At 37.0% G+C, this 16,039-nt stretch carries 13 protein-coding genes; 6 read left to right on the top strand and 7 right to left on the bottom strand.

Annotated features, from left to right (window positions below):
• Positions 1–566 precede the first annotated feature (566 nt).
• Positions 567–1,415: a helix-turn-helix domain-containing protein gene (locus JF76_RS01080; protein WP_045927442.1), complete on the bottom strand. Its 849-nt coding sequence runs from the start codon at positions 1,413–1,415 to the stop codon at positions 567–569.
• Between the two features lie 95 nt (positions 1,416–1,510).
• Here JF76_RS01080 and JF76_RS10190 point away from each other — a divergent pair, with 95 nt between their 5' ends.
• A complete protein-coding gene (locus tag JF76_RS10190) occupies positions 1,511–1,681 on the top strand; it encodes a hypothetical protein (protein WP_156962734.1) in 171 nt (56 codons plus the stop codon).
• A gap of 320 nt (positions 1,682–2,001) precedes the next feature.
• On the opposite strand, the gene JF76_RS01075 is transcribed toward JF76_RS10190, so the two are convergent.
• From JF76_RS01075 to JF76_RS01055, 5 genes are all read right to left on the bottom strand, one after another.
• Complete coding sequence (locus tag JF76_RS01075) at positions 2,002–3,816, bottom strand: FtsX-like permease family protein (RefSeq protein ID WP_045927441.1); 1,815 nt, start codon at positions 3,814–3,816, stop codon at positions 2,002–2,004.
• A gap of 51 nt (positions 3,817–3,867) precedes the next feature.
• Complete coding sequence (locus JF76_RS01070) at positions 3,868–5,673, bottom strand: FtsX-like permease family protein (RefSeq protein WP_045927440.1); 1,806 nt, start codon at positions 5,671–5,673, stop codon at positions 3,868–3,870.
• Positions 5,674–5,684: 11 nt separating this feature from the next.
• Complete coding sequence (locus tag JF76_RS01065) at positions 5,685–6,434, bottom strand: ABC transporter ATP-binding protein (protein WP_045927439.1); 750 nt, start codon at positions 6,432–6,434, stop codon at positions 5,685–5,687.
• Positions 6,435–6,614: 180 nt separating this feature from the next.
• On the bottom strand, positions 6,615–7,229 hold the full coding sequence (locus JF76_RS01060; protein WP_045927438.1) for an ECF transporter S component: 615 nt from the start codon (positions 7,227–7,229) through the stop codon (positions 6,615–6,617).
• A gap of 108 nt (positions 7,230–7,337) precedes the next feature.
• Positions 7,338–8,147, bottom strand: coding sequence for a DUF4931 domain-containing protein (locus JF76_RS01055; protein WP_045927437.1), 810 nt, complete (start codon positions 8,145–8,147; stop codon positions 7,338–7,340).
• Positions 8,148–8,259: 112 nt separating this feature from the next.
• Between JF76_RS01055 and JF76_RS01050 the strand changes: the two genes are divergently transcribed.
• Positions 8,260–9,471, top strand: coding sequence for a L,D-transpeptidase family protein (locus JF76_RS01050; protein ID WP_045927436.1), 1,212 nt, complete (start codon positions 8,260–8,262; stop codon positions 9,469–9,471).
• 140 nt (positions 9,472–9,611) lie between these two features.
• Here JF76_RS01050 and JF76_RS01045 read toward each other — a convergent pair whose 3' ends face one another.
• On the bottom strand, positions 9,612–12,143 hold the full coding sequence (locus JF76_RS01045) for a M1 family metallopeptidase (RefSeq protein ID WP_045927435.1): 2,532 nt from the start codon (positions 12,141–12,143) through the stop codon (positions 9,612–9,614).
• A 219-nt stretch (positions 12,144–12,362) separates the two neighbouring features.
• Between JF76_RS01045 and JF76_RS01040 the strand changes: the two genes are divergently transcribed.
• The 4 genes from JF76_RS01040 to JF76_RS10285 all read left to right on the top strand — a co-directional run.
• Positions 12,363–13,325, top strand: coding sequence for an SLAP domain-containing protein (locus JF76_RS01040; protein WP_045927434.1), 963 nt, complete (start codon positions 12,363–12,365; stop codon positions 13,323–13,325).
• Between the two features lie 20 nt (positions 13,326–13,345).
• A complete protein-coding gene (locus tag JF76_RS01035) occupies positions 13,346–14,305 on the top strand; it encodes an SLAP domain-containing protein (protein WP_045927433.1) in 960 nt (319 codons plus the stop codon).
• Positions 14,306–14,325: 20 nt separating this feature from the next.
• Positions 14,326–15,309, top strand: coding sequence for an SLAP domain-containing protein (locus JF76_RS10370; protein ID WP_045927432.1), 984 nt, complete (start codon positions 14,326–14,328; stop codon positions 15,307–15,309).
• Positions 15,310–15,329: 20 nt separating this feature from the next.
• The coding region (locus tag JF76_RS10285) for a hypothetical protein (RefSeq protein ID WP_167594931.1) at positions 15,330–16,039 on the top strand (710 nt) is incomplete at its 3' end.

Here is a 16,039-nt window from a genome sequence, read left to right as displayed (position 1 = left end):
TGTTCTTATGCTATAATTTCAGTAGAAGAAATAAAGTGCGATCTTTGCATGCAAAAGAGGCGTACTAGACGTCTAGGCAATCCAGTGGATTGCCTTTTTGTATATCTACACTTTGACAAGACAGTCGCTTACTGGACTGCACGAACAATCATATTTATCTTTAAAATAATTTAAAAGGTGTGACTATAACATGAATACTACTTTAGTAATAATAATTATTTTAGCTTTAGAGCTTCTGCCAATTGATACTTGGCTTATTAAGTATAATATGGCGATTGCTAAACCTATATTTTTTAGTTTAGCGTTGATTGCCGTGTTTGTTCTCTCTAGTAGGCTTTTCAAAAGCTTTTCATTGGTATGATTATCTAATAACGGTTATTGCATGTATTTATGAGTGGATAATATTCTTCAGAAATGCCAAAAAATCAGCAAAAGCAAATTAATTAGCTGTGCCAAAGATGACAGATCTCAATTTTATCTTGTTTAGATAATTTAGACATAAAAATACCCCCAAATTTGTCCTAAATTTGAGGGTTACTTCAAAATAAAATATGACATTTTTAAGTTTATTTATTTGCAACTAAAAGCTCTTCTAACTCCTTACCATAATCTGGCATTCCCGCTAATTTGATACTTTTAATTATTATTTCTGTTTCATCCAGATATTTTTGTTCATGATTATCTTGATATTTAACTATATTATAAAATGCCGGTATCAGCAGCTTATAAAAGAAAACCTCCGGTTTTGTTTTTATTTGATCCGCATAATTAACAAATTCCTCAGTTTCTTCAAATCGTTTATTTCTAATGCAAAAAATCAGCATATTGATAATGATAGCCAAAATTTTTTCTTGTATTCTGACACTGCTTGATCCAACAAGCTGTTTTATTATCCTTTTAGATAGCAATAAGTTGCTATTCAAATCATAAAAGCTCATGAAATTACAGTACATAATTAATCCATCTTCATCAAAATTAGAAATATTAAAAACTTTTTCTTTCATTCTGTCTATAACTTCTTTATCTAGCATTGTAAGGTCTTTACTAATTACCGCAATATAGGCATCAATAAGAAGTAATTCATCATTTTTATTAGGCAATTCACCTTCAGCAACTACATCTCGTATTTGTTGCAACTCTTTTTTTGAATTTTGGTAATATGCTTCATTAATAAGTCGATTTATTTCTAATTCTTGTTGATTAATCGACTTATCTTTTTGATTTAATTTACTGAAAAAATCAATCACTGGAATTTGATTAGAATGTAGCAATTCAATTAAATCTTCTGCTGATATCCGACTTAAATTTTTCTCTACTTTCGCATAAAATGAAGGGCTTATCACATCTTTTGCCCATTGTTTCTGCGTCTTTTTTTGACTTATCCGATAATCTTTTAGCAACTCCCCAATTGTCATTTTTATTCCTCCTAGTTTTATGCTGTCAAATATGACATTCCCTCTTTTTCATTATAGCCAAAATATATCGTTAAGTTATGAAGAGAGTTAAAAATGTGACCATCTTTTTAAAGAATAAAAACTACAGAAAATTTCCCACCATAGCTGGTACAATCAACGTTAATTATGACCTGTACGGTGTCTTGGGATTTAGTGCAATCGTTTTCACTGTTACTTTAACTGTAATGATAAAAGTCAACAAAACAAAACAAGCTGAAATTGCATAAAAATTTATTGATGTTTTTACCTAAAAATTCAGATCAATCCAACATAAAATAATGAACGCTATACCAATTTTTCGCATATTAGGGATAAAAGCGTTCTCCAATTAAGATTTTGTGAAATTAAAGTCTTTTTTACCGGGTAATTTTGCACAATTTGAACAATTAAAAAAATCGTATTCAAAAGGACACGACTAGACGAAAAAATAAGCATTAGTCCAAGCGACTTCTGCTTATTTTTCATGAGATGTTGCGTGAATTCCCACCAATTAAAGAGTTACTATTTTGATTTTGAAAATTTATTTCAAAATCCGGTCTTTTTATAATTATTTATTTGTGAGTACAATTTTTTCATATAATGTAACTGTTAACAAGTAATAACCCAGATAAAGCACAATAAAAATTGTAAATGGAATCCAGATATTATGGTATGGAGATATCAGCAATGTTTTAAACAATTGTAAGCCACAAAGGACATCTACTATGCCTAAAATAGCAGGCATGGTGAACAAAGTACCAATTTCTTTTCTGATTGAACTGCGTAATAATTGTGGCCTGGCTCCAATTTCATGTAGCATCTGGTAGCGCACCTTGTCACTAGCGGCACCACTTAAAACTTTAAACATTAACGTCGAAGCGAGCATAGTCAGAAATGCTATTCCTAAGAAAAAGCCCATAAATTCAAACGCACTGGTAAAACCAATCATATTGCTATAGTTATATGATTTTGAAGAAAGGTAAATATCTTGGTAATTGCGATTTTCCCTTAGTTGCTCTTTTTGAATTTGTTTAATCACTGGAAAATCATGGGCAAAGTCTTTGACATTAATATAACTGACGAATTTTTTCTGACCACCAAGTGTATTCCACCTTTGTTGTGAAACTAGCTTAATTTTCTTAGGAATGCCGTTAGGCACCATTTGGCTAAAAATGCTATTGGCAGCTGTTTCTGGTTTATCCAGTTCGGCAGTAACCAGTGTTTTCACTTTATATGTAGGTAAATTGTCTTGATTGTCATGAAAATAGATTTCTATTTCTTTCAGTGGCTGTTTTTCAAATTCCGCGCGGTTAAAGTAAAGATGCATCCCCTTTTCTTTGTAGTGATAAGTCTGCTTATTGGTAATGGTTAACTTAGCTTCTGCTTTTTTAACTGCTGGCGTCTGACTAACAATTGTAGCATCATAATAAAAGCTTTTTTGCGTCTCATCCTTCATGGAGCCAAAATTAAGTCCCACGGTAATTGCACCTAAAGCCAAGGCAAACAGAATTGAAATCATAGTTAATATCTTGGTGTAGCTTTGCAAACGAAATTTCAACTGACCAAGAGTAAATTCATTAATACCACGATATGAAAAAGATTTTTTATTAAGTAAATAATTAATTATAGCTGTAAAGACGCCATTAAAGACGAAGAAAGAGCCAGCAATAATTGTTACTAAGGCGGTGGGAATAAGAAAGTAAATATATCTGGTGGACAGAGTCATTACATAGTAACCGACTGCTAGCAAAAGCACACCGCAAATTGCTTCAATTCCCCGCAAAAGTGGATGATGATTAAGATTAATTGGAGTTTGATCTTCGTGTAAAAGATCAATTACTGGAGTATGTGTAAGTTTGTGCACATTGCTCAGTGCACCCAAGAGAAAAATAATAACAAAGAAAAGCAAAGTCCCTATTATTGCGCTGGGTAATATTGCCTTAAAGTGAGTAATTTCCAGCCCTAACTTACCTATCAGCACCTTGGTAACTATTGTGGTCAACCCCAGCCCCAGTACTATTCCCAGCAGAACTGCTAAAAAGCCGGTTAGCAGAGTTTCAGAAAAAATTAGTAAACCAATCCGCGTGCTTTTGGCTCCAAGCATCATATACATGCCATAGTCATGCTTACGCATACTTAACAAAAACGAATTGGCATAAACAAGATAAACCGATGTAATGATTACTAACAAAATAATGCCAAAGGTAAAAATATAAGTCAGGTATGCTGTTCTACCGTAGACATCTTTACTAATAAATACAGGGTTAGTAGCAATTGACAAGAACATGTAGAAAATCATGCTGGCAACAATTAAACCAGAAAATAATACCAGATAATCTTTTAGCCTATTCTTAATCCCCGTCACAGACAGTTTCCAAATCATTACTGCTCCTTTCTTTAATTAAAAACAAGAATCTATTTACTGCTCCCAATTTTACTCACGTTCCAGGACGATTTTTTCATATAGTTTTACGGTTAATAAGTAATAAATCAGGTATAGCATGATAAAAATTGTAAAAGGAATCCATAAGTTCTGGTATGGGTGTGGCAAGAGCAATTTAAACAGCCTCAACCCAAAGAGCACATCGATTACGCCTAATACGCCGGGCAGAAGAAACAGCACTCCAATCTCATTTTTAATAGATTGACGCAAAACTTTTGCCCTTGTGCCAATTTCAAATAACATTTGGTAACGCACCTTGTCACTAGCTGCGCCACTTAAGACCTTGAACATTAAAGTTGAAGCCAGCATGGTCAGGAAAGCGAAGCCTAAAAAGAAGCCCATAAATTCAAAACCGCTGCTGAAATTCTTGATTAACTGAAAACTGCCCGCCTTGCTGGAAGTATAAATATAAGAATAAGCAGGATTTTCCTTCAGTTGTTGTTTCTGCAATTTTAAGATGGTGGGGAAATCCTGATCAAAGTTTTTCACTTTTACAAAGCTGACAAACTTGTCTTGTCCTTTTTTCTCGGTCCATTTTTTTGGTGAAACCAGGCGAATGATTTTAGCAATACCATCAGGAACCATAGCACCAAAGGCATTGTTAGCATATGTCGCTGGGACGTCCAATTTCTCAGTGGGCAAATTGACCTTCTTGTATGCCGGTTTACCATTTTTCATGTAAAACTTGACGTTTTTGACCGGGTTATTGTTAAATTCACTGCGGTTAAAATACAAATATTTACCCTGCTCTTTATAATGATAGGTTTGCTCACGGGTAATGGTCAGTTTATTTTTAGCCTGCGTTACTCTGGATGAGTCACTGATAATAGTAGTGTCATAATAAAAATTGTCTTCAAGCTGCTCACTGAGCGTGCTGAAGTTAAGCCCTACAGTAATCGCTCCAAGTGCCAGGGCAAAAAGCAGTGAAACAACTGTCAAAATTCGCGTATAATCATGCAATCGAAATTTCAACTGGCCTAGAGTAAATACCCGGATGCCATGATAAGAAAAGCTTCTGCGGTTAAGCAAAAATCCGATTAAGGCGCCGAAAAAAGCGTTAAATGTGAAATAGGAACCAGCGACTATTGTCACCAACGCTGCTGGAATAATAAATAAAATAGCACCGCCTGGAAGACCCAAAATAAAGTAGCCTGCAGCTAAAAGTAACAGACCCAGTATTCCTTGAATCCAGTGCAAGACCGGCCGGTGTTTGTAAGCAACTGGCTTTTGGTCATCGCGTAATAGTTCAATTACTGGCGTCTTGGTTAATTTACGGACATTTTTCAAAGCTCCGAATAAGAACATGATAATGAAGAAGATAATCGTCCAAATGATAGCGTTAGGTAAAACAACCGCAAAATGTTTCACTGTCAACCCTAAACGAAATATTAACAGCTTTGACACTATGGCAGTGAGGCCAAACCCGAGCACAATACCCACTAGTGTAGCTAAAATGCCAGTTATTAGAGTTTCCAAAAAAATCAGCAAACCAATTTTGGTACTCTTAGCTCCCAGCATCATATACATACCGTAATCGTGTTTACGCATGCTCAACAAAAAAGAATTGGCATAAACCAGGTAAACCATAGTAATGATTATCAGCAAGATAATACCAAAGGCAAAAGTGAACCGAACATAGTTACTTGGTGCTGAAATATCATTTTTGATAAAAGTAGGATTAATTGTGATTGTAAGGAACATGTAAAAGATCATGCTGGCAACAACCAAGCCGGAAAATAAAACCGCATAATCTTTAAAACGACTTTTGATTCCCGTTAAGGACAACTTCCAAACCATTTTAGTTCTCCTTATTCGTCAGTATCTAAGTGGTCGATTAATAGATGGTAAAATTCTTGTCTGGACTGACCGTTTTTCAACATTTGCTCACCAATCTTGCCGTCTTTAATAAATAAAATACGACTGGCAAAGCTGGCAGCAAACGGATCGTGCGTAACCATCAGAGTGGTAATACCATCGTTATGATTCAAATCTGCCATAGTATAGAGCAATTCGCGGGCGCTCTTTGAATCTAAGGCACCCGTTGGCTCATCGGCAAGCAAAATTGCAGGTTCATGCACTAACGCCCTGGCAGCTGCCACTCTCTGTTTTTGCCCACCTGATACTTCAGCAGGATACTTGGGCAGAATTTCTTTAATGCCCAGTCTAGTTGCAATTTTATCAACCAGGGGATCAATTTTTCTGGGAGAAATACCCCTTAAACTTAAAGGCAAGGCAATATTCTCCCGATTAGTTAAATTTTCCAGCAAATTAAAGTCCTGAAAAATAAAGCCGATTTGCTTACTTCTAAAGTCAGCTAATTGATTGGCATTTAAAGTGCTGTTATCCTCATGGTTAATAAAAACATTGCCTGTTGTCGGTTTATCCAAAGTTGACAAAATGTTAAGCAAAGTTGTTTTACCGGAACCAGAGGCGCCCATAATGGCTACAAATTCACCTGAATTAACCGCAAAATTAATGCCCTTGAGAGCCTGGTATTGCTTTTCGCCCCGCTTGCCATATGTCTTAGTAACTTGATCTACTCGTAAAATTTCAGTCATTTGTAAAATCCTCGTTGCAATACTTCTGTACTATTTATCTAATACACTAATTGTATTTATAACTTTTGTCAATAAAAAAATAAGCCTTTCCGAGTTAGAAAGACTTATCTGCATACTTTTTCCTTGTTTTTAGCGGTCAATTAAGAATATTAAGTTTTTCTTAAAAACACTACTGTTCTTTTAGCCTACTCTGCATAACACCTTATTGAGCGGCGTCACAATAATTGGCGTCACAATTGCAGTAAATACTGCCTCAACCAGGCCGTTCAAACCTAAAGCAATTATTAACGCTGTAATTAAAGGCGTCCCCTGAGTGAAGCTGCCCAAATGGCCTAGCAGTTTGGCAGAGTTGCCCATGAAAACTAGACTGGTTAATAGAATTACAAAAACAGTGTTAGTTAAAGAAGTCACTGCACCTGCAAATGTGTAGCTTAATTCTTTAATGCTATTTTTCTTTTTAGCAGTTAGTTTCCCAATCAGTCCTGGAAAAAGACCCGCCAAAACACTAGGAATTACGGCAATCGCAAAGTTTTGAAAGAGCATTAAGCTGACAATATCCCCAGGTTGCGTATATGCCTGTACCATACGGGCAATACCCCAGAAAATACCAAAAAATGTGCCGGCAATTGGTCCCATAAGCAAAGAATAAATGGAAACAGTCAAAGGAATAGTAGTTATAGCCGGCAAAGTTGGCAATATGCGAATATAACCGATATTAGGAATGAAAGTTTGCAATAAAAAGATTGCGACAAATATGGCAGTAATAGCCAGGTTCTTAGTTTCTTTTCTGCGCATTTGCGTCCTCCTTAAAAAAACACCTTGCTATTATATTGCTTAGAATTATTTGTCGCAAATATTATCTCTGCTAAGTATTAGTTTTAACAATAATTACTTCAATAAAAGCTATATTTTAAATCCTTTCTCTAAAACTGATCCAGACTCAAAAAAGCGCTTAAATTTTTCAGCTTCAGTCAGTAATTTTTCCCGATTATCAACCTGTGAGAGCTTATAACCGACAAAATACGGTGATGCCGTATAACGTAAGATTAATTTAGCACTAATGCCTCGATCAAAGCGCGGATAGAAAAACAAGTTATAGGAGTTATTACGCCCTTTTGATAAAACTTTTAGCATATACTTTGCTCCACTTTGAATCCAGTCGGACCATTCATCAATACTGTTTTCATTAAGAAGATTAAAATCAAGTTCAATGTAGCCCTGAATTGGATGCGTGCTCACATTAACCTCAACTCCATCTTTATTAAAAAGACTTATACCCTCAAAATTATTGGGTTGAATATATTTATAACCATCCAACTTTTCCAGACCCACTATTTGCATGTGGGGGTGTGCAAGAGAGCCACCAGAATTTTCGCCATAATTTTTATACCATAAAACCGATCTGTACTTGTGTGAATCATTCATCTGCTTAAAGCATGACAGTGAAAAACGCATCAAAGAACGATTATACGCAAGCGAATAAGTGGTAATATCACCTTGATGCTTATTGGACTCAATCAAAACAGTCTGAACCGTATCATGTAACGTATGGTATTTATTATCAAGCCAAATCATCCCACCCTGTTTTTTTAAGATATGGGTCAAACCCGCCACATCACAAAAGGGACAGCCAGAATTATTTTTTACTTTACGATAAGAATTAGGCTTTTCTTTAGCTATGTTAACATCAAACACTAATGGGTCATTTTCCATTGAGCAATCCCTCCCAAAAACATTCTTATATCTTGCATTTTACTAGGGCCGCAATAGATGGTAAACTGTAACCGCAATTATTTTTTTGAAAATTCCAACGGTGGTAGAACTTATGCAATCAAAAAGAAATTTAAAAAAATACAATAACCGCAATAACTTGCTTTTAATTATTATCGGAATAGTTCTGATTTTAGCAGTTGTATTTGGCGTGGTGTTATATAACAATCACGTCGAATCGCAAAAGCAGGCTAAAGCATTCGCTATTAATCATTTTAACCCTAATGTTAATATTTATGGAGTAGAAGTTGGAAACTTAACAATTAATAAAGCGACGGCCAAGATTAATCGGAAAGCCAACAATATCGTTTCCCTGGAAAATGGTAAAGTAGCAATTGAACGCGATCCCAGCATTGATACTATTAAGAAAAAGGAAGTTGCCAATTACTTCAAAAAGCAGCATACGACGATGCCAGACAAGCAAAATTATGAATACCGCAACACTGACTTAGATGCTGCCAATAAAAAAATGCTGGCCGTTAGTCACGCTGTGGTTAATTACCATGTTGCTGGCAAGGATTATCAGCTTAAAGCTCAAAATCTGATTAACCAGGCAATTTACAAAAAAGGCAAATATTCGTTTCTTAATTCAGAAAATCTAACGGCGAAACTCAATAAAATTGACCAGGATGTTTCAACCATTCATCAGAGCTACAAGTTCGCTGTGCCTAAGGGCAACAAAGTTGCAGGTAAGAAAATCACAATCAAAAACCAAAGCTACGGCTGGGGCGTTCACGTCAAAAAGGCTCAAGCCGCTGTCGAACAAGCATTTTTAAACGGAACTAAAAATCTTGATGGTAAAGATTACATCTATGGCCTGGGTTATAGTACTTATGGTTTAGGCTATGGTAAAAACAATCATGGTATAGGAAATAACTATATTGTTGTTTCACTTAAAAAGCAGGAAATGTGGATTGTAAAAAATGGCAAATTAGTCGTACATTTGAATGACATTGTCACTGGTACGAGAGATGGCGTTAAGGGTAACAGTACCCCTCAAGGTGTTTGGTATATTCACTATAAGCAAGGTCATGCTGTATTGCGCGGACGCAATAACGACGGCTCTAAATATGCTTCACCAGTCAGATACTGGATGCCGTTTACTTTAAGTGGTTGCGGTTTCCATGATGCCAGCTGGCGTGGTGATTGGAGTAAAAAAGCATATTTACGTGGGGGTTCTCATGGCTGTGTCAATATCAAGCCTAGAGAAATAAAGCAAGTCTGGCAGAATGTAAGCAAGCATGAACCGGTAATTGTATATGATTAAGTAATTTAATAAGAAATTAAAGGACAAGAATTTAAAAAACTTGTCCTTTTTTGTTATGCAAAAACCTGTTAACTTAATATCAAGTTCACACTCGCTTTAGTTAACAGGTTTTGCAATTTTAAATATTAAATAATTTTTACTTATAAAGCTTCCTTAACAGCCTGATTGACAGCATCCTTTTCAGCATTAATCACGTCAACCTTGGACTCGATATTCTTGGTATCCATTCTGATCTCACGACCAAGACCCGGCTGATCAACCTTTGGCTCAAAGAATTCTTTGAATTCTTCCAGTCTCTTTTCAGTATGGAAAATGTTTGAAGCCACAGTAATATAAGTGGTAAATTCCATATCACCACCGACTGTTTTCTCGAGCCATGACCATTGGTCCCGTAACCAGTCCCAAGCAAATTGTTCGCCTTTTGGATTAGCTAAGACATTCGCAAACCAAGAGCGCAAATCTTGAGGCTTAACAACTGCAGCATTCTCAAAATTCTCAATAAGTTTCTTGATTTCAGCGGGATTCTTGGTGTTGGTAATAGCATCAGTAAGATCGTCCTTATAGTTAGGATCGATGGCAGCTTGATATTCTTTCAGCAAACGGTCAACTAAACCTGGTTCATTATAATTCTTAACTTCATTCATTAAAACATACGGTCTAACTGAAGCATCAATTTCGTTTAAGTTTTGATCGTGCTCAACAAAAATTTGGTGACCAGCTTTTATCACAGCAGAATTACCGGCATACAAAGCTAAGGCTATTTCTAGTGGTCGAATTCTCTTATCATCATCTGTATCAGAATCTTTTGCTTGCCAACCTAAACGTTCAACTTGCTCTTGGGTTAATTTATTAACAAATGCCTTCAAATCTTTTTCTTGAGCTGAATCAGGTGTAACAAATTTAAATAATGAACGGATACTAGATAACAAGGCACTAATGACAATGTATGATTTGGAATCCGCAAATTTCGGCAGCAACGGGACAATTTCAGCGTATGAAATTTGCTTGCCTTCTGCTAAAAGTCCCAAATCTTGCAGTAATTGTAATTGATCTACTGGTTTAAGTTGCTTAAATTCAGCCATAATATCGTTCATTAAAGTGTCATCATAATTAACAATGAAGTGTGAACTATTGCCTACGTTTACGCGCAAAGCGTGACCAGCTGCACTGCGTAATTCTTGGTAATCTCCCAGATCCAGTTCTCGCTTAGACATAATCTGCGGTGCTTCAAAGTTTGCGTTTAGTGGAATGGCCCATTTGTGTCCAACTTCTTTGCCTTCACCCACGAAGAATTGTTTTTGACTCAAAATTAAATGACCATTCTCATTGACTTTGGCGGAAACTACAGGGTAACCGGGCTGATCAAGCCAAGTATGCATGATTTTGCCAATATCCAAATCAGTGGCAGTCGAAAGAGCATTCCATAAGTCATCACCCGTAGCGTTGCCATATTGGTGCTGCTCAAAGTAATACTTAAGTCCCTTACGCAAAGCATCATCTCCTAAGAGTGCCCGTACCATAACCAGCATCCTTGAACCTTTAGCGTAAACAATCGCACTATCAAAAATCGAATCAATATCAGCTGGATGCTCCACATCAACGTGAACGGATTGGACACCATCAGTGGCATCACGTTTTAAAGCTGCTGGCACTTCAGAAATTTGGTAAAGATTATCCCAAACATGCCAACTCGGCTCCAAAGCATCAACTGAAACATATTCCATCATGTTGGCAAAACTTTCATTGAGCCATAAGTCATCCCACCACTTCATGGTAACTAGGTCGCCAAACCATTGGTGCGCCAATTCGTGAGCGATAACCGTTGCCACATACGCTTTTTGATAAGGAGTAGCATTATCAGGATCAAGCAAAATTGCGACTTCACGGTATGTGACTAAGCCCCAGTTTTCCATTGCTCCGGCAGAAAAGTCAGGCAGCGCCAATTGCCAAGAATGTGGCAGCGGGTACTTGGTTTGGTAAAATTCCTCGTAAAATTCAATTGCCCGTTTTGCGATATCCAAAGCAAAGTCTAATTCCTTTGCTTGATGTGCTTTAGTCGCAAAAACTCCTACTTGAACGCCGTCTTTGGTTTCGGTGATCTTTGATTGTAATTCACCAAAAGCAAAGGCAATCAAGTAGCTGGACATTCTAACGGTTTGCTCGAAGTAGTGCACACCATCTTCAACTTTAACTTCCGGCATGTTGGCAATCGTAGTTTCACCTTCATGCTCATCATACTTAAGTGCTAAAGAAAAAGTAGCTTTGGCTTCCGGCTCATCAACACATGGGAAAGCCTGACGTGCAGCTGTTGTTTCAAATTGAGTACCGATAATCTGTTTTTGAACACCATCAACTTGATAGTATGACGGATAAATTCCCATCATAGAATCAGTCAGCGGTGCCGAATACTTAATCTCAACTGTGACTTTACCGGTTTGACCCAGTTCAATAGCAATTGCTTCTTTGTCCTCATTGACAGTGAACGGTATATCCTCGCCCGAACTGGTAACAGAAGCAATTTTCATATACTTCTGATTAATTAAAATAGTATTTTCGAGTGCCTCACCTGTAATTGTTGAAGTACCATTAATAGTTTTCTGTGCCCGATTAATGTCTATGAACAAATCATAGTGTTCAGGGTGAAAAGTTTCATAAAAATGTTTAGCAGCCATATTTACCTCCTAAAATAATAGTTACTATCAATTTTAACAGACATATATGGAAATAACATTAAAATTTAGTTGCAGCTAGGACTTGCTTTTCACATAATAATTACCATTACGGTAGTTTCATGTAGTATACTGATAGAAAAAGACAGCAGTTTAGTCTCAGTTCGGTTAGGTGCCTTTCTGCCTGTGAAACAATTGATTTTTTATTATAAGGAGTAAAGAATGAAAAAGAATAAACGCATAATCTTTGCGACAATTGCCGCGTTAAGTCTGGCTGCACCAATGGCAGCAGTCTTTAATTTTGACAATGTTCAAACTGTTTCTGCTAATCATCAAGGAACCAAAGTTTGGTTGCAATACGGTACTTTAAAGTACGCTTTAAAAGGACCATCTGGTCGAGTTTATCCTGCTGGTACTAAAGTAGTACGTGAACTCAGTAACGACAATATTCCACCAACTTCTCTTCCAAGTGAACCATTCTATTTAACACTTGTTATTGGTGGTATTCCTGGCAACCAACTGTTACAAGACGTTGGTGGCGGACAAATTGCTGAGGCTTATGTTAATTATGAAGACTGGCATGAAATTGATTATCCATCAGATTATACCGTATTAGTACAAAATACCGAAGATTACAATGATTTAAAATCTAGTGATTTTCATCCTGTAGATAGTAGTAATCCTGATGTACCGTGTGCAAATCTCAATGCACTAGAAGAAGCATATGCTGATTTGACAAGAATTGCTGGTAAATCTTCCGTGGTTGGGCAAGATCGTGAAAAAATTTATCGCTTCACAGACCGTTATAATGCTGCTAAAGCTATGGGTGCAACTCAAGAAAGTGTTGATAGTCTAACTAAAGAAATTAATGATGCTGTTGCTAACTACAAGAAGACTGGTCACCTCGTAAGCGGTAATTCAAACTCTGGCAACTCTAGCAATTCATCTAATAGCAATAGTGGTTCTAGCACAGTCACTCCGGCAAAGCGCAAATCTAAGTCACGTTTTGTAAAATTGCGTAAAGCATCTTACCGCTATACTCACAAGGGTAAACGTGTATCTAAGAAACTGCTTAAGAAAGGCTCATATGTCAAAATTAACGGTAAAACTTACCGCATTAAGGGTAAAACCTTCTACCGCATTGGTAAAAACCGTTACATCCGTAAGGTCAACGTTGCTAAATAATAATTATAAGGAGTGAAAAAATGAAGAAGAATAAACGCATAATCTTTGCGACAATGGCCGCGTTAAGTCTGGCTGCGCCAATGACGGCAGTCTTTAATTTTGACAATGTTCAAACTGTTTCAGCCAATCACCAGGGAACTAAGATTTGGCTGCAATATGGTACTTTAAAGTACGCTTTAAAAGGACCATCTGGCAGAGTTTACCCTGCTGGCACTAAGGTTGTACGTGAACTAAGTAATGACAATATTCCACCCACTTCTCTTCCAAGTGAGCCGTTCTATTTAACCCTTTTGATTGGTGGACTACCTGGTATGGAAACCTTACAAGACTTCGGTGGTGGTGAAATTGCACAAGCTTATGTTAACTATGAAGATTGGCATGAAATTGATTATCCATCTGACGAAGTAGTTCTAGTACAAAATACCGAAGATCCAACCGATCTTGCTTCTAGTGATTTTCATCCTGTAGACAGTAGTAATCCTGATGTGCCACATGCTAATGTTGACAAATTACGAGCAGCATATAATGCGTTAGATATAGTATTAACCAACAAAATAACTAAACAAGATCAGCAAATAATGTCTGATTTTACCGATAAATATTTTGCTGCTACAGCTATGGGTGTATCACAAGATACAGTTGATAAGCTAATTACTGAAATGAAACAAGCTCTTGCTTATTACAAAAAAACTGGTCATTTAGCAGGTTATGATAGTTCTAATTCAACTGATAACATTCCTGACAATAGTAATGACGATTCTGTTGGCTCATCTACTGCAACTAGCACTTCTAAGTCACGAGTAGTAAGATTGCGCAAGGCATCTTACCGCTATACTCGCAAGGGTAAACGTGTATCTAAGAAACTGCTTAAGAAAGGTTCATATGTCAAGATTAACGGCAAGACCTACCACATTAAGGGCAAAACCTTCTATCGCATTGCTAAAAACCGTTATATCCGTAAAGTGAACGTTGCTAAATAATAATTATAAGGAGTGAAAAAATGAAAAAGAATAAACTATGCCAAAAATTAGCAATTGCTTTTTGCAGTGTGGCTCTAACTACCGTTGGCGCAGCTGTTATCGTTAGTGACACTGTCCACACTATCAATGCCACACCCAACCATAAAGGCTTTAATAACTGGATTCAATACGGCACGCTCAAATATGCTTTAAAAGGACCTTCCGGTAGGGTCTATCCTGCTGGCACCAAAGTTGCAAGATACATGGGGAACCTTACTAAGCCTAGTAAGCTTTCCTACCCTGCGCTACCATTTGCACTATCATTAAGTATCACCTCATCCCCAATAGGTATTACCCAATTTGGCGGCGGTGATATTGCCGAGGCTTATGTTAATTTAGAGGATTGGCAAGAAATTGACGACCCTGACGTAGATAGTTTTGGCACTGATATCGTTGAAAGTACTTTCGACAAGACAGACCTTGCATCTCGTGATTTTCATCCCGTAGATAGCAATAATCCTGATGTGCCAGTAGCAAATACGGATGCACTTGATCATGCGTACGGAGAATACCTAAACAACATTGACTTTGAACATCGTTCTAAAGCAGATAAAATATGGGAAGAGTCAATGAATAAACGATATAGTGCGGCTAAGGGAATGGGCGTTTCACAGTCAACCGTTGATGCTCTTACTAAAGAAATTAACGATGCCATTGCTAATCATAAGAAGACTGGTCATTTTGTGAGTGGCAGTTCAGATTCTAGCAACGCCAGCAACTCTGGTTCATCTAATTCATCAAATAGCACCGCTAAGCCTTCTACTTCAAGCAAATCTAAATCACGGGTGGTAAAATTGCGTAAAGCATCTTACCGCTATACTCGCAAGGGTAAACGTGTTTCTAAGAAACTACTCAAGAAAGGCTCATATGTCAAGATTAACGGCAAGACTTACCGCATTAAGGGTAAGACCTTCTACCGTATTGGCAAAAACCGTTACATCCGTAAAGTGAATGTTGCAAAGTAATAATTATAAGGAGTGAAAAAATGAAGAAGAATAAACGCATAATCTTTGCGACAATTGCCGCGTTAAGTCTAGCCGCACCAATGACAGCAGTTTTCAACTTTGACAATGTTCAAACTGTTTCAGCCAATCACCAAGGAACCAAAGTTTGGCTACAATATGGTACTTTAAAGTATGCTTTAAAAGGACCTTCTGGCAGAGTTTACCCTGCTGGCACTAAAGTGGTGCGTGAACTTAGTGATGATGCTAAGCCACCTATTTCGATGCATGGTCGTCCATTTTATTTGACACTTGTTATTGGTGGCATTCCCGGAAATCAACTATTACAAGACGTTGGTGGCGGTGAGATTGCTGAGGCTTATGTTAATTATGAAGACTGGCATGAAATTGATTATCCGTCAGATTATACCGTATTAGTACAAAATACCGAAGATTATACTGACTTAAAATCTTCTGATTTTCATCCTGTAGATAGTAACAATCCTGATGTCCCTGTTGCAAATCTTGATAAATTAAATGAAGCTTATGCTAATTATGATTCAGCTATTGACTTTTCTAAATTATCAAAAAAAGATGGGCAATATGTAGCTGATCTGCGTAGTCGTTATTTTGCAGCTAAAGCCATGGGTGTTCCACAATCAACTGTTGATGCCTTAACTAAAGAAATCAATGATGCTGTTGCTAACTACAAGAAGACTGGTCACCTCGTAAGTGGTGATCCAAATTCTAATAA

It is taken from the genome of Lactobacillus kullabergensis (assembly GCF_000967195.1).
Classification (GTDB): domain Bacteria; phylum Bacillota; class Bacilli; order Lactobacillales; family Lactobacillaceae; genus Lactobacillus; species Lactobacillus kullabergensis.
The sequence above is the reverse complement of the archived record's forward strand: the minus strand, read 5'-3'. Positions and strand labels throughout refer to the sequence as shown.

Excerpts from the sequence above, each read along its gene's own strand:
- JF76_RS01080 (WP_045927442.1), bottom strand. The coding sequence starts at position 1,415 with ATGACAATTGGGGAGTTGCTAAAAGATTATCGGATAAGTCAAAAAAAG.
- JF76_RS01075 (WP_045927441.1), bottom strand. The coding sequence starts at position 3,816 with ATGATTTGGAAACTGTCTGTGACGGGGATTAAGAATAGGCTAAAAGAT.
- JF76_RS01070 (WP_045927440.1), bottom strand. The coding sequence starts at position 5,673 with ATGGTTTGGAAGTTGTCCTTAACGGGAATCAAAAGTCGTTTTAAAGAT.
- JF76_RS01065 (WP_045927439.1), bottom strand. The coding sequence starts at position 6,434 with ATGACTGAAATTTTACGAGTAGATCAAGTTACTAAGACATATGGCAAG.
- JF76_RS01060 (WP_045927438.1), bottom strand. The coding sequence starts at position 7,229 with ATGCGCAGAAAAGAAACTAAGAACCTGGCTATTACTGCCATATTTGTC.
- JF76_RS01055 (WP_045927437.1), bottom strand. The coding sequence starts at position 8,147 with ATGGAAAATGACCCATTAGTGTTTGATGTTAACATAGCTAAAGAAAAG.
- JF76_RS01050 (WP_045927436.1), top strand. The coding sequence starts at position 8,260 with ATGCAATCAAAAAGAAATTTAAAAAAATACAATAACCGCAATAACTTG.
- JF76_RS01045 (WP_045927435.1), bottom strand. The coding sequence starts at position 12,143 with ATGGCTGCTAAACATTTTTATGAAACTTTTCACCCTGAACACTATGAT.
- JF76_RS01040 (WP_045927434.1), top strand. The coding sequence starts at position 12,363 with ATGAAAAAGAATAAACGCATAATCTTTGCGACAATTGCCGCGTTAAGT.
- JF76_RS01035 (WP_045927433.1), top strand. The coding sequence starts at position 13,346 with ATGAAGAAGAATAAACGCATAATCTTTGCGACAATGGCCGCGTTAAGT.
- JF76_RS10370 (WP_045927432.1), top strand. The coding sequence starts at position 14,326 with ATGAAAAAGAATAAACTATGCCAAAAATTAGCAATTGCTTTTTGCAGT.